General features: G+C 41.8%; 15 protein-coding genes. 8 read left to right on the top strand and 7 right to left on the bottom strand.

Features of this window, described 5'->3' with window-relative positions:
- The first annotated feature begins 101 nt into the window (after nt 1-101).
- Nucleotides 102-1,028 (top strand): 2-hydroxyacid dehydrogenase, encoded by a 927-nt coding sequence (locus QSH61_RS13165; protein WP_206473356.1) that lies wholly within the window; start codon nt 102-104, stop codon nt 1,026-1,028.
- Between the two features lie 136 nt (nt 1,029-1,164).
- Complete coding sequence (locus QSH61_RS13160) at nt 1,165-1,299, top strand: hypothetical protein (protein ID WP_010378895.1); 135 nt, start codon at nt 1,165-1,167, stop codon at nt 1,297-1,299.
- Nucleotides 1,300-1,326: 27 nt separating this feature from the next.
- Here QSH61_RS13160 and smrA read toward each other — a convergent pair whose 3' ends face one another.
- The gene (gene smrA, locus QSH61_RS13155; RefSeq protein ID WP_010606588.1) at nt 1,327-1,908 is read right to left on the bottom strand and encodes a DNA endonuclease SmrA; all 582 of its coding nucleotides are present in this window, start codon (nt 1,906-1,908) and stop codon (nt 1,327-1,329) included.
- A 108-nt stretch (nt 1,909-2,016) separates the two neighbouring features.
- Nucleotides 2,017-2,256 carry a hypothetical protein gene (locus QSH61_RS13150; protein ID WP_102057241.1) on the bottom strand — a complete coding sequence of 80 codons (240 nt, stop codon included), beginning with the start codon at nt 2,254-2,256 and terminating at the stop codon, nt 2,017-2,019.
- A 360-nt stretch (nt 2,257-2,616) separates the two neighbouring features.
- Here QSH61_RS13150 and QSH61_RS13145 point away from each other — a divergent pair, with 360 nt between their 5' ends.
- From QSH61_RS13145 to QSH61_RS13120, 6 genes are all read left to right on the top strand, one after another.
- Nucleotides 2,617-4,227 (top strand): diacylglycerol kinase family protein, encoded by a 1,611-nt coding sequence (locus tag QSH61_RS13145; protein ID WP_102057240.1) that lies wholly within the window; start codon nt 2,617-2,619, stop codon nt 4,225-4,227.
- An 80-nt stretch (nt 4,228-4,307) separates the two neighbouring features.
- Nucleotides 4,308-5,711: a sigma-54-dependent transcriptional regulator gene (locus QSH61_RS13140; protein WP_029215868.1), complete on the top strand. Its 1,404-nt coding sequence runs from the start codon at nt 4,308-4,310 to the stop codon at nt 5,709-5,711.
- Between the two features lie 14 nt (nt 5,712-5,725).
- Complete coding sequence (locus QSH61_RS13135) at nt 5,726-5,941, top strand: histidine kinase (protein ID WP_010606592.1); 216 nt, start codon at nt 5,726-5,728, stop codon at nt 5,939-5,941.
- Entirely contained in the window at nt 5,938-7,422 is a 1,485-nt protein-coding gene (locus tag QSH61_RS13130; RefSeq protein ID WP_206473358.1) for a sensor histidine kinase, read from the top strand. Before QSH61_RS13135 ends, QSH61_RS13130 begins: the two co-directional genes overlap by 4 nt.
- Nucleotides 7,412-7,861 (top strand): response regulator, encoded by a 450-nt coding sequence (locus QSH61_RS13125; RefSeq protein WP_010606594.1) that lies wholly within the window; start codon nt 7,412-7,414, stop codon nt 7,859-7,861. Before QSH61_RS13130 ends, QSH61_RS13125 begins: the two co-directional genes overlap by 11 nt.
- Before the next feature lie 113 nt (nt 7,862-7,974).
- Nucleotides 7,975-9,927, top strand: a complete 1,953-nt coding sequence (locus QSH61_RS13120) for a response regulator (protein ID WP_174169962.1) — start codon at nt 7,975-7,977, stop codon at nt 9,925-9,927.
- A 28-nt stretch (nt 9,928-9,955) separates the two neighbouring features.
- Here QSH61_RS13120 and QSH61_RS13115 read toward each other — a convergent pair whose 3' ends face one another.
- The 5 genes from QSH61_RS13115 to QSH61_RS13095 all read right to left on the bottom strand — a co-directional run bounded on the left by QSH61_RS13115 (nt 9,956) and on the right by QSH61_RS13095 (nt 12,578).
- The gene (locus QSH61_RS13115) at nt 9,956-10,210 is read right to left on the bottom strand and encodes a hypothetical protein (protein WP_045989359.1); all 255 of its coding nucleotides are present in this window, start codon (nt 10,208-10,210) and stop codon (nt 9,956-9,958) included.
- Nucleotides 10,194-10,631 carry a hypothetical protein gene (locus QSH61_RS13110; RefSeq protein WP_010606597.1) on the bottom strand — a complete coding sequence of 146 codons (438 nt, stop codon included), beginning with the start codon at nt 10,629-10,631 and terminating at the stop codon, nt 10,194-10,196. Before QSH61_RS13110 ends, QSH61_RS13115 begins: the two co-directional genes overlap by 17 nt.
- Nucleotides 10,632-10,633: 2 nt before the next feature.
- Complete coding sequence (locus tag QSH61_RS13105) at nt 10,634-10,963, bottom strand: hypothetical protein (RefSeq protein WP_010606598.1); 330 nt, start codon at nt 10,961-10,963, stop codon at nt 10,634-10,636.
- A 413-nt stretch (nt 10,964-11,376) separates the two neighbouring features.
- Nucleotides 11,377-11,952 carry an outer membrane beta-barrel protein gene (locus QSH61_RS13100; protein WP_010606599.1) on the bottom strand — a complete coding sequence of 192 codons (576 nt, stop codon included), beginning with the start codon at nt 11,950-11,952 and terminating at the stop codon, nt 11,377-11,379.
- 62 nt (nt 11,953-12,014) lie between these two features.
- Nucleotides 12,015-12,578 (bottom strand): BON domain-containing protein, encoded by a 564-nt coding sequence (locus QSH61_RS13095; protein WP_010606600.1) that lies wholly within the window; start codon nt 12,576-12,578, stop codon nt 12,015-12,017.
- Between the last annotated feature and the right edge of the window lie 234 nt (nt 12,579-12,812).

Raw genomic sequence — 12,812 nt, 5'->3', positions numbered from 1 at the left:
GGCGCTTTTTTGCAAGAGTAAAAACTATTAATGACAAGCATGTTGCATTGGTATGTCATTTATTTTGCAGTGATAGCGTATAGCGAAAATAAAGGAACGATATGGCTTTACTTATTTGTGTTACTGGTCGTAATAATGACAAGTTAGTTGCTAAGCTAGCAGCGCTGCTGCCGCAGCAAACCTTGCTTGAATGGCCCGTTGATGATGTTAGCTTATTAAAGGAGGTCGAGTTTGTGCTGGCATGGAATGCGCCAGAGACGTTATGGTCACAGCTTCCTAATTTAAAAGTTGTGCATTCTTACGGTGCCGGTGTTGATAGTATTCCGATGCAGCTATTACCACCACATGTGGAAGTTGCGCGTATCGTTGACCCAAATTTAGCGAATGATATGGCTGAATATGTATTAGGCCAACTATTAAGTCATAAGCTTAGAGTTAGAGAGTACGGGCACAATCAATCTCAGCAAATATGGAAGCCAAGGCGCGCAAGAGCAGGCCGCACGGTTGGTATTATGGGAATGGGGCAACTTGGCCTTGCGGTCGCGCACAAGCTACACGTAAATGGATTTAACATCAAAGGTTGGTCCGGCTCTGCAAAACAATTCGACAATATTGAGCACTTCAGTGGGCAAGATGAGCTAGCTGTTTTTCTTTCGGACATCGATTATCTTGTGTGCCTTCTGCCATTGACTGAACGAACAAAAGGGATATTAAACGCCCAGCTATTTGCACTCGCGCCAGATCATTGCGTACTCATCAATGTCGCAAGAGGAGGTCATCTTAACGAGGCGGATTTACTCAATGCATTAGCGGCTGAGACGTTTGGCGGGGCTATTTTAGACGTGTTTGACACTGAGCCACTCCCTGCATCACATGCTTTTTGGCAGCAGCCAAACATTAGTATTACTCCACATATTGCCGCATTAACTAGTTTGAATACGGCTGTTCAGCAAATTGCTAACAACTATTTAGCGATGCAGGAGGGCAAAGCACTCGTTCACTCAGTCCAGAAAAAACAGGGTTACTAATTGATTAAATGATTGTAATTAGCCACAGAGCAGAGTGTAAAGAGAATAGAATAAACTACTGTATAAAAAAACATCTTGAGTGTTTATGAATGATGCATTAATTTAACAAAAAAACAATAATAAAAAGGTCTAACCCATGAAGCAAAGTCAAGGTGGCGCGAAATTATCACTTGTTGTGGTTTCGGTTATTTTGTTAGGTGTATCAGCTTGGTTTAATCAAGCTAGTGCAAGTGAACTTCAGGGGACGACACCCACCGCAAATAGCAAATAAGCCGAGTTTCACTCGGCTTTTTGTTTTTTAGCGTTTAGCGTGACGCTCTCTATTCTCTTGTTTTTTCTCTTCACTCTTTCTTAGTAGTACGTAAGTAGAGCCGCTACCACCATGGCATTTTAATGCAGAGTGAAATGCCAACACTTGCGGCATTTCTTGCAGCCATTTATTTGTATAGCTTTTCAATACAGCGGGAAAGGGTTTACTGTTTAAACCGATACCATGTCTTAATAACAACACTCGGATGCTTTTCGCATGGCAATCGGTAACAAAGTCAAACAAGGCTTTACGGGCATCATGAAAGGGTTTGCCATGTAAGTCTAAGGTAGCATCAACTTGGTATTTACCTAATCTGAGATTTTTGTATACACCATCTTGGACGCCACTTTTTTTATAGGCGAGTAGATCGTGTGGATCTAATAGATCGACGTACTCTGTAGATAAGTAATTAGGATCAAACTCAAGTTCTTGCTCGGCGGCCTCGCGTTTTGCGAGTTGCGAAATAGTAGGTTCGTTTTTGTGACGGCGTAATTCTGCTTTTTTGTCTTGGGCGAGCGGAGTGACGTCGCCCATTGAAGCTAAAAATAGCTCTTCATCAGTCATGGCCATACTGCTTCTCCATTAACAAGCAATGATGGCCATGATTTTAGCGCACCGAAGTGAAATAGGGAACTAGTCGCTGGGAACTAGTCGCTATGAACGAGTTACTGCAAAGAACTAGTGAACTTCCAGCTGACCAAAGGTATAGACTTTGAATAGATAAAAAGTATTTATCAAAATCAAGCTAAGGTTAGAAATTACACTGGTGTTCATCAGATCAAGGCTAAACGAGATAAAAAGTACGCCACATGCGCACACAGCAGCTATTCTTAGTAGCATTTTATGGTTAATAAAAAAGGCACCAAAACCTAAAGTAAGTAATATTAAGTTAAGTAGCCAGTCGAGCTCGTTTGCCATTGTCTGTTTGGTTCTCCAAATGCGTTTAAAGGATCGCCATTATGGTGATCATTTATGCTTCATTCAACTGATAAATTTTATGATTTTCACATTAGAAATTTTAATGGATTAATGGTGGCTGAATACTTATGTAGCAGCGCTTGCATAAGTCGTTACAAATACCCAGACGCACTTTTTATTTCTTTGTGAATAGTCTCAGCTATAGTTAAGTATCTTCATGATTATCATAAACAAGTTGATGAATCAGCGCAGATTAAGAAATGCATACCTATACTTAGTTACATATGTACAAACCTAAGAGAGTTCCGCATAAGGCGATAATAAAAAGCCGTAGGCGACAAAAATAATTAAGGAAAGGCAATGAAAATGCTCAAGTACTACCTGTTTGCAAGTCTCTGTTTAGCCGCACTCACGATCCACAGTATTGGATCTTGGCTAATGTTGCCGCTTGCGTGGTTTACCGTCTCTATTTCTTTAGTTACTTTTGCTTATGCAACCAACTATCCGCACATATTTAGAAAGCACGGTACAGGCAAAATTCCTTGGTATATAACTTGGCTATTTTGGCCTTATTTAGGCTGTGTACATTTATACAATGCAATTGAAAGAGGTAGAGATGTTGTTGATGCATTTCAGCCGCTTACCGATGATTTATTTGTTGCTTGTCGGTTATTTCCAAGCGATGTGGATATGCTTAAGGCGGAAGGGATTGAAGCCATTTTAGACGTAACTGCGGAGTTTGATGGGTTAAACTGGTCAGCAGAACAGCAAGGCTTACACTACCTCAATATTCCAGTGTTAGATCATCAAGCGCCTACCTCAGAGCAGTTAGCGCATGGCATGGCATGGATAGCGGCGCAGCACGAATTAAAGCGAAAGGTTGTGGTGCATTGTGCGTTAGGTCGAGGACGCTCAGTGTTCTTTTGTACTGCTTATTTACTTGCAACCAACCCCGATTATACCGTCCGTGAAGCACTTGAAAAAATTCAAAACCGCCGTGAAACAGCAAGGTTAAACAAGCATCAGCTAAAAGGGCTGACAAAGCTACATCACAGTCAAAATTTTACCCATAGTGAGCAGGCGGCATTAGTCATTAACCCTGTATCAGGATCGGGTAAATGGTTTACCTATGAAAACGACATTGTGGGTATGCTGACGGAAAAATATAACTTATCCATTCACTTTACAGAGAAAGAGACAGATGTCGCGGCTTTGGCTAAACAAATCATGTCTGATAAACAGCCAAATATCATCATCGCAGGAGGCGGTGATGGCACATTAGCAAGTGTTGCTCATGGTGTTCATCAAAGTGATGTACAGTTTGGTATATTGCCTTTAGGTACTGCCAATTCCTTAGCGACCGTGTTACTTGGTTCACTGTCCAAAATAGATCCCATTAACCGTGCCTGTGAAGCAATTTTAGCGGGTAAAACTAAGCCTATTGATATAATGAACTGTAATGGCCGCACCGCGCTTTTAGCAGCAGCCGTTGGCTTTGGTCAGGAAATGATCGAAAAGGCTGGGCGTGAAGAAAAGAATAACTCGGGGCAATTAGCCTATATTCGAGGCCTTTGGCAGGCGGTAAGTGAGAATAAGCCTCTTAATTTTAAAGTGAGCTTTGATGGCGCTGAGCAATCTCAAATAGAATGTGTTAGTCTGGTTGTAGCGAATGCAGCACCAAAAACCACAATTCTTGCTCAAGGTCATGGAGAGCCAATCTATGACGATGGCAAACTAGATATTACGATTTTACCGGTTGAGCCGGATGGTGCGCAGAATCTTACGGTAGCCGAACTTATTTTACCTAAATTGGACGGCAAACCTTCTAATATTCGCACCGAGCAGTGCGAAAAGATAAACATAGAATTTGAACAAGAACAACACTTTGCACTAGATGGTGAAGTGCTTAGTGCAAAAAGTATTGAGATAGTGATCCAGAAACACGCGCTGAACGTAATGGTTCCGAATTAGGTATTTTGCGGCCATTCATTAGTGTGCGAGATAAAAATCAAAAGTGGAAACACTATTGGAGTATTGAGAGAGGGACTCAATTGAAAACCGTTTTATTAGTAGATGATGATCATGATTTTGCAGAGCTGGCCTGTCGCATTGTCGAATACTTAGGCCATGACGCGTGTTTAGCGAATGACTTAGCGTCGGCCAGACAATGGCTAGAAACACAAAGTTTTGATCATATCTTTCTTGATTTTATGCTGCCAGATGGCAGTGGTTTACATTTGGTTGATGAAATCAGAGCTGCAGGGATCCGTACACCAATAACTATGGTTACGGGACATCCATCAGTAAAATCAGCATTGTCGCAGCTTTGTCATGATGGGTTAAATTATCTCACTAAACCAGTTGATGCAGACGATTTTAGAAACGCATTAAGCCCTTCTAAGAACAAAGCCAAGCGAACCGAGAGTCAAGCACATTTTGGTGTGTTGCTGGGCGAGTCTGCCAAAATGAAACATCTATATAAGATGATAGAGCGCGTTGCGGGTACTGATGCTAATGTGATGTTGATGGGGGAAAGCGGTGTAGGTAAAGAAATGTTTGCCCGCGCAATTCACAATGCCAGCACAGTGACAGGGGACTTGGTTAACGTAAACTGTGGTGCAATTCCGAAAGACTTGATCGGTAGCGAACTATTCGGTCACGAAAAAGGCGCGTTTACGGGAGCAAATGCTCAAAAAGTTGGAGTATTTGAACAAGCAGAAAATGGCACTTTGTTTTTAGATGAATTAACCGAAATGCCAATAGAGCAACAGCCAAACTTGTTACGTGTACTTGAAACGCATACGGTGACACGGGTCGGTGGCACAAAGCCGATAAAAGTAAACTGTCGGGTAATATCAGCGACTAACCGTAGCGTTGAAGATATTGCTACCAATGATGTACTGCGAGAAGACATTTATTTCCGATTGGCGGTATTTCCAATCCATATTCCACCGCTGAGAGAGAGAAAAGAAGACATTCCATTGCTTGCCGAGCATTTTCTCCAAGGCTTGAATAAAAAAGGTAATAGCCAATATGTGATCAAGGCGGCGGATATGAGCCGTTTGGTTGAATATGACTGGCCTGGTAACGTGCGTGAACTCAAGCACACAATTCATCGTGCCTATATTATGGCAGATCACGATGACCATAGCTTAGTATTTGATGCGAACTTCGCTTCACCATTCGCACAGGCTAAACGTATGATGGAGCATGCGCAGCTTAATCGTACTCCAATTCCACCACAGGTGGGGACTTCAAGCAGAGCAAATGCGATTCAAGTACCAACGCCTGAAATGAAGCCTGGTAAAACGATTGAAGAAGTAGAAAGAGAATTGATCTATCAAACGTTAGAATCAGTAGAAGGTAATAAGACGCTGGCCGCGCGAATGCTTGGGATCAGTACAAAAACGCTCTACAACCGTTTAAACGCCTATGAGGGAGAAACACAGTCATAATTTCGGGAGGAACAATGACACAACATGATCAAGGTGAGCTCGCGAAGCTAGTACACGATGCACGCAAACCTTTGAATCAAATTTCAATGAACTCAGAGTTGATTAAGCTTATTGCTGAACAGCCTGGTTCTCAGCAACAGGTGATCGAGATAGCGAATACGATTATTAAGGCAACCAAAGAGTGCAGCGAGTTGTTACAAACGCTGGTGGAGCAAGGAAATGATGAGTGAACAATGAAACAAAGTCGAATTACTTTATGAATTTGAGTAGTAAGCTTAATTTTATTTGGTTTGCGGTGGTTGTGAGCGTTGGCCTTGTCGCGTCCAATGCCCTAATCGGTTTTAACAATGTTAAAGAATTAAACCAAGTTCAAGAGAGTATCCGTAACACCAGCGAAGTGATGATGTCATTGGACAGGCTGCATATTGCGATGCTAAATGCAGAGGCTGGACAACGAGCATTTTTAATCTCAAATAAAGAAAGCGATTTGGCACCTTTTAGAAAGGCGTTGCAAAACCTTGATGAAAGTCTATCTAGGGTTGATAGCAATCACTCTGAAAGTGAAGTACAGCAGCAAAAAATCAATCGTTATGTTGAAGGTGTAAAAGCGCGATTTAAAACTTTACAAAGTACGGTAATCGTTGCGCGTAACACCGATACAGGTAATGAAAACTTATTACTTGACCGAGCTGCGGACTCTGGTGGCGACCTACGGGAAGAGTTTACTCAAATCATGGCCGCAGAAGTGGATATTCGAACCATTCAGCTTAATCAGTTAAAACGCGTCCGCAAAGAAGCACAAATGAATATCGTTGTATTTACTTTGCTGAGCGCCGTGATGATTTTTGCCATTTTGGTACTTTTAGTTGTCAATCTACGCAGCGCAAAGAAAGCAAAGAATGAGTTAGAAAAAGCGAACGATCACCTGGAAGAAAAGGTACAAGCGCGTACCGAAGCGTTAGAACATTATGCTGAAGAGTTAAACCGTAGTAACCGTGAGCTAGAAGACTTTGCATTTGTTGCCTCTCACGACCTGCAAGAGCCGCTGAGAAAGATCCGTGCTTTTGGCGATCGCATCGAAAAGAATTATGGCGAACACCTTGATGATAAGGGCAGAGATTATCTGGCTCGAATGACGAGCGCCGCGCAACGGATGTCAACGCTTATCACTGACTTGCTTGAGTTATCCCGAGTTACCACCAGAGCAAAGCCTTTTGAAGATCAGGATCTTAATCAAGTTTTACAGTTTGTGTTGGATGATTTAGAAATAGCAGTTCATGACAGTAGAGCGAGCGTAAACTCGGACGTGTTACCGACAATAAAATGTGATGCCAGTCAAATACATCAGTTGTTTTTAAATCTACTTTCCAATGCAATTAAATTCAGAATAGAAGGGCGCGATCCGATTATTACAATCGCGGTTGAAAACAGTCAATTGATGAGTCAAGATGCCTATACCTTTGTAGTGGAAGATAATGGCGTTGGCTTTGACGTTGAATACGCTGAGAAAATATTCTCGCCTTTTCAACGACTGCATGACAGAAAAAAATATGCTGGTACTGGCATTGGTTTAACCGTGTGTAGACGCATTGTTGAGCGACACGGCGGAACGATTTCAGCGACCAGTGAAGATGGTAAAGGTGCTAAATTCACGATAACACTACTCGCTGAACCAACACCAATTATTCAGGAATTGAAGAATGAACTATAAGAAAACTCAGCCGATCCATATTTTGATGGCGGATGATGACGAAGATGATCGTTTATTGGCTCAAGATGCTCTAGAAGAGAGCCGAGTACTCAATGCGTTTCAGTTTGTTAAAGACGGGGTTGAGCTTTTGGAATACTTGAGAAATGAGGGCCAGTTTACTGATAAGCAACAGTACCCAAGACCTAACCTTATTTTACTTGACCTGAATATGCCAAGAATGGATGGTAGAGAAGCACTACAAGAAATCAAAAAAGACCCGATACTACGTTCTATTCCTGTGGTGATTTTAACGACCTCAAAGGAAGAAGAGGACAAATTGAGAGGGTATGACTCAGGCGCTGCATCTTATATTACTAAACCTGTTGATTTTGATGGCTTAGTCGATTTGATGAAACATTTAGGCAAGTACTGGATTGAAATAGTAGAGCTGCCAAACTAATCCTATCGCGCTTGTGCAAGCAAGCGCTACCTCACCCCAAGTCGTCCTATATCTGTATCAACATAACGTGGCGACCTAAACGAATTAGTATCACTTCATTTGTGGAGGACAGTATGACAAAGGAGTCGGTCAGTGAAGTCAATGTGCTACTCATTGAAGATGACGAAGACGATTATATTTTAACCTTAGATTATTTACAGTCTATTCCTAACTTTAAATTTAATCTCGTTTGGCAAAGCCAATACCATCAAGCGCTAGAAGCACTTGAGAGCAATGGCTTCGATCTCTGCTTATTGGATTATCAATTAGGCCCACAAACCGGTTTGAGCGTGTTAAAAGAAGCGCGAGCAAGACGGGTCCATACACCGATAATCATGCTGACGGGGCAATCAGACGAAGTGTTAGATAACGAAGCCCTAAAAGCTGGTGCTGAAGACTTTGTACTTAAGTCAGAGATCAGTAGCGCACGATTTATTCGTTCCATTCGCTACGCTTTGGCACGCAAAGAGCTTGAACGTGAGCGCCTAGAGCGATTGCGTGTAGAGTCTGATAGTCGAGCAAAAGACCGCTTTTTGGCCCATTTAAGCCATGAGTTGAGAACACCCTTAACTTCTATCTTAGGTTACACTAATCTCCTCCTATCTCGGGAAGAATTGCAGAATGTTAAGCCTGAGCTTTCTATTATCAATAATAATAGTGAGCACTTACTTAATCTGCTAAACGATGTGCTTGACCTATCCAAGCTAAATGAAAATCGGTTACAGCTCAATAAACAAAGCACGTGTTTGAGTAGCTTTTTAAGTGATTTGTATAGTTTGTTTAAAATGGCCGCAGCTAAGAAAGGCTTGAGTTTTAGTATCGAGGCTAAAACGCCATTGCCGCAGGATGTAAAAGTAGATAAGACGCGGTTGAAGCAGGTACTTATCAACATTATTTATAATGCGATTAAGTTCACAAGCTCCGGTTTTGTGAAGGTTGAGATAACACTACAAGCGGATGCAAAACTTGAATTCAAGGTGATTGACACGGGTATTGGTATTCCTTGCGAGAAGTTAAAACGTATATTTAAACCTTTTGAACAAGTACAAAATGTTACGACTCGTACAGACGAAGGTGCAGGTCTTGGTTTGGCTATTAGCTCGGCACTCATTAAATTGATGGGGGGGGAGCTGGCGGTTGAGTCGACTTTGGGAGAGGGGAGTGAATTTGGCTTTAGTATTGACCTTGATACTATCGATGAAATGACTCTGGCGCCATTAATGCTTGATAAGACCCACAACGCGGCTAATAACTCGCTTCCATCTGATTTGAAAGGGCATATCCTTATCGTTGAAGATATCAGTGAGATCCAAATGTTAATGCGTACCTTGATTGGTCAAACTGGCGCAACCGCTGAAATTGCGGGTGATGGTATTGAAGCGCTTGCGATGCTAAAGGATAACCCTGATAAGTATGACTTAGTCTTTATGGACTTGCATATGCCTAGAATGGATGGCCGAGACACGATTGTTGCACTCAGAGAGCGTGGTATTGACTTACCTGTTGTCGCACTGACAGCAGCAGCTCAAAAAGGCACAAAAGAGGAGTTAATGGCATTAGGCTTTAGCGATATGATGAGCAAACCTGTTAATGTCTCTGAGTTAGGAGAATGTTTAACACACTACTTGAGCGGGGTGTTGGTAGCTTCTAGCAATGACGTAGAGCAAGCTAGCGGCACATTGCAGTTTTTAGTGGTAGAAGACGACGCAGATACACGCAATCTGCTTAAGCTGTTACTTAATTCACTGCAAGTGAATGTGGTTACGGCAGAGTGCGCGCAAACTTGTTGGCAGCATTTTGTTGGTTCTGAGCGCTTTGACACGATTTTACTGGATATAGGTCTGCCCGATAAGTCCGGGCTTACGCTTGCTCGAGAAATTAAAGCACAAGATCCTAATCAGCATATTGTGATTGCTAGTGGTTTTGATCCAGAGCCGGAAAAGTTGGCTGAGTCGCAAGTGGATGAAGTGTTATTAAAGCCAATTACACTTGTGGATTTGAAAGAAATTAAAGAAAAGCTAGTTTAGATAGAGAGCCAAAGAATAGCTCAAGGAGTTAAATGATACCTTGAGCTATTCTTTGTAAAAGTACGATTTTTCTTAGTGCGCCAAACTTGCCATATTTAGCGCTGAGTGCGCCAAACATAAACATGAAGCCCAACCCTTGAGGAGAGCTAATCGCGCCGGTGAATACCTTCTTGGCTTTCACTTGGGTAAGTTGATTAAAATGTTTAGCGGTAATGAGCTTTTTCTTCTCAATCACCACTTCTTGGTGCAACTTATCAGTGATGAATTCAGCGAGCTTCGTCATTGCTAGCCTCCTGCTTCGCAACTGGGGTATAAAACCCAGACGTCAGGTCGTTAATACTATTATTAAAGAGCTTCAGCCCTGTTATGATTAGGTAATAAATCATCGCGATATTGATAGTCAGTACGATACCCGCCGAAACAAACCAACTTAGTCCCGCGTAGGTTAACGCGTAAGCAAATAACACATGCAAGCTTCCCCACACCATTGCTGTCAAGATTAGAGAAAATAGAATTAACCCGAGCGCAATACATAAGGTTTTTAGATTAGCTCTAAACTTAGCACCTAATAGGTTTAGTTGTGCTTCTGCGATTTGCTGATAGCTGTTGAATAATAGAGACACAGAATCTTTAAGCTCAGCGAGCGCTGGAGTGCGCTCGTGAGCTGCTGCTTGACGGTCTCTTATTTGAGCTTGGTCTTGCATGATTACTTATTCCTTAACAGCATAGTTGCTAACATACCAAGTGAGAATGCGATACCAGCCGTTTTTACTGGGTTTTCCGTTGCATACTTTTTCACACCTGATGTATTCCACGCACGTTCCCACTCCTTGCGCTTGGCACCAATCGCTTCACTCGAATTATGGCTTTTTTCACGTAGTGAGGTTTCAGTACGAGATGCCGAAGCGTGCAGTGAATCTACTGATGCATGCAATGTATCTGCAATTTGATCCGTAACAGGATGGCTAGAGTCTTGGCCATTTGGCTGTGGTTTAGCTGTATTGCTTGTCTGTGTTTGGTTTGCTTGATTACTCATAAACTACTCCTTATTCGTTTAGTTCACTATATAGGTTGCAAACCCTTTGCCAACTTGAAAGCTGTTTAAATTCATAAGGTTAATGTTTTCCGGTATCGTTTGTCGGTAGATGCGAAATGAAGGGTGTAAATGTTACATAGCAGAACCTACAGGGTGTAGAGTTTGAAAAATTGACAGATTTCATTTCTTGCACTGAATGGCAACTATTACATCTAGAGGTTGTTTACCTTTAAATTCTGTTTCCTGAAAATAAGAAATAGCGAGAAAGTACTTACATTATTCAATATGGAGGCCGTACACTGAAAACAAAAAAAGCGCTACCAAGTGGTAGCGCCAAAACCAGACTCTTGTGGAAGAGCCAGGACTGAGTCAAAGGGGAAATAATTGGGAGGCTATAGAGCCAAAATTACTGCTTAAAACTGATATTCGATAGAGACGGCAGCTACGTCCATATCAGGGTCGATATTGTCTTCAAGTTCATAGCGAGTGTATTCTAACCGCATGTTAACGTTTTCATTGAGGTGAAACTCAACACCGGCACCATAGAGCCAGTCGCCACCCTCAAGGCTAGATGAAACTCGACCTACAGCTGGAATATCCGCGTAGATATCAGCATCCCACTCAAGCCAACCACCTTTAGCATACACTGAGAAATGTTCGTTTAGTGGAGCTGAAATACGTGTAGATAAAGAAATACCGTCTATTTCAGCAGAGTTGTCAATGTCACTTGCTTCGTCGAAGTTCTCATAGGCAAGTTCAAAACTCCAATATGGATTAATTTTTGTACCCACATACGCTTTTAGCATAGAAGAGTCGTCGTCGAATGAAGTGTCATTCTCACGATCTTCCCATTGGAAAGAGTATTGGCCATAACCGATACCTGTGTAAATTTTATAATCATCTAGTCCAAAATCAGACTCCGCGTGAGCGGCTGTGGATGCAAGACCTAGAGAGGCAAGTAGCGCAGCAGCAATTGTTAATTGTTTCATCTTTACTCCTTAAATCAATATAAGTATGGGAGGGGGAAAGCCCCCCTCAAATCAAAATTGGCTTATGATTTTGTGGTAACGCGAAGGTTATCTTTTACATCTCTAACGTCATTGGCGTTTTTCGCGATTTGCACAGCAAGTTTGCGCTCTGCTTCGCTACCTACATGACCGTTTAATGTTACGACTAAACCTTCCACATCAACATCGATGTCAGTACCATCTACATCTGTGTCGAACAGATAGCGAGACTTAATTACTGTTGCGATTTTTGCGTCAGTAAAACCGCTATCGCTTTCGTAATTGCGCTCTTTTTTGCGCTCATCTGACATATCTACGATAGTCAGGTCGTTTTTCACTTCTTTTACGCCATCGATACCTAGTACCAGTTCTTCAGCCAGCTTTTTATCTACTGAGTGTTCAACTTTACCGGTTAGCACTACAACGCCGTTCTTTACATCAGTGTTAATGTCAAAGTTGTTCAGTTCACCGTTGAAAAGCAGTGTTGCTTCTGCTTTACCGTCTATCCAAGCGTCACTCGCTTCTTTTTCCCAAGAGTTATCAGCAGCAAATGCTGAAGCAGTAGTAAGTGAAGATACTAGTACAGTTGCAATTAATGTCTTTTTCATAATTAAACTCCTTTAATTTCGTAGTCGAATTATCTGTTGCAGCTGTTGTGCCAACCTTTAAATTATTGATAATTATGTGATTTATTTTTATGGAGTAAGTTTTAAGGAAGAATTTACCGAGAAGATGTGTAAATTAGTTTGTAATAATTACCTTTTCCATGAACGGCTAATTAATATAACTAGGAATGATTACTGCATTCTAGATTTGTCGAGTACTTAAATAGGAATATTTGA

The organism is Pseudoalteromonas sp. JC3 (genome assembly GCF_030291895.1).
GTDB lineage: Bacteria > Pseudomonadota > Gammaproteobacteria > Enterobacterales > Alteromonadaceae > Pseudoalteromonas.
This window is presented reverse-complemented; position numbering and strand designations above follow the sequence as displayed.

What these genes read in the sequence shown, in the direction of transcription:
- QSH61_RS13165 (WP_206473356.1), top strand. Translation starts at nt 102, where the DNA reads ATGGCTTTACTTATTTGTGTTACTGGTCGTAATAATGACAAGTTAGTT.
- QSH61_RS13160 (WP_010378895.1), top strand. Translation starts at nt 1,165, where the DNA reads ATGAAGCAAAGTCAAGGTGGCGCGAAATTATCACTTGTTGTGGTTTCG.
- smrA (WP_010606588.1), bottom strand. Translation starts at nt 1,908, where the DNA reads ATGGCCATGACTGATGAAGAGCTATTTTTAGCTTCAATGGGCGACGTC.
- QSH61_RS13150 (WP_102057241.1), bottom strand. Translation starts at nt 2,256, where the DNA reads ATGGCAAACGAGCTCGACTGGCTACTTAACTTAATATTACTTACTTTA.
- QSH61_RS13145 (WP_102057240.1), top strand. Translation starts at nt 2,617, where the DNA reads ATGAAAATGCTCAAGTACTACCTGTTTGCAAGTCTCTGTTTAGCCGCA.
- QSH61_RS13135 (WP_010606592.1), top strand. Translation starts at nt 5,726, where the DNA reads ATGACACAACATGATCAAGGTGAGCTCGCGAAGCTAGTACACGATGCA.
- QSH61_RS13125 (WP_010606594.1), top strand. Translation starts at nt 7,412, where the DNA reads ATGAACTATAAGAAAACTCAGCCGATCCATATTTTGATGGCGGATGAT.
- QSH61_RS13120 (WP_174169962.1), top strand. Translation starts at nt 7,975, where the DNA reads ATGACAAAGGAGTCGGTCAGTGAAGTCAATGTGCTACTCATTGAAGAT.
- QSH61_RS13115 (WP_045989359.1), bottom strand. Translation starts at nt 10,210, where the DNA reads ATGACGAAGCTCGCTGAATTCATCACTGATAAGTTGCACCAAGAAGTG.
- QSH61_RS13110 (WP_010606597.1), bottom strand. Translation starts at nt 10,631, where the DNA reads ATGCAAGACCAAGCTCAAATAAGAGACCGTCAAGCAGCAGCTCACGAG.
- QSH61_RS13105 (WP_010606598.1), bottom strand. Translation starts at nt 10,963, where the DNA reads ATGAGTAATCAAGCAAACCAAACACAGACAAGCAATACAGCTAAACCA.
- QSH61_RS13100 (WP_010606599.1), bottom strand. Translation starts at nt 11,952, where the DNA reads ATGAAACAATTAACAATTGCTGCTGCGCTACTTGCCTCTCTAGGTCTT.
- QSH61_RS13095 (WP_010606600.1), bottom strand. Translation starts at nt 12,578, where the DNA reads ATGAAAAAGACATTAATTGCAACTGTACTAGTATCTTCACTTACTACT.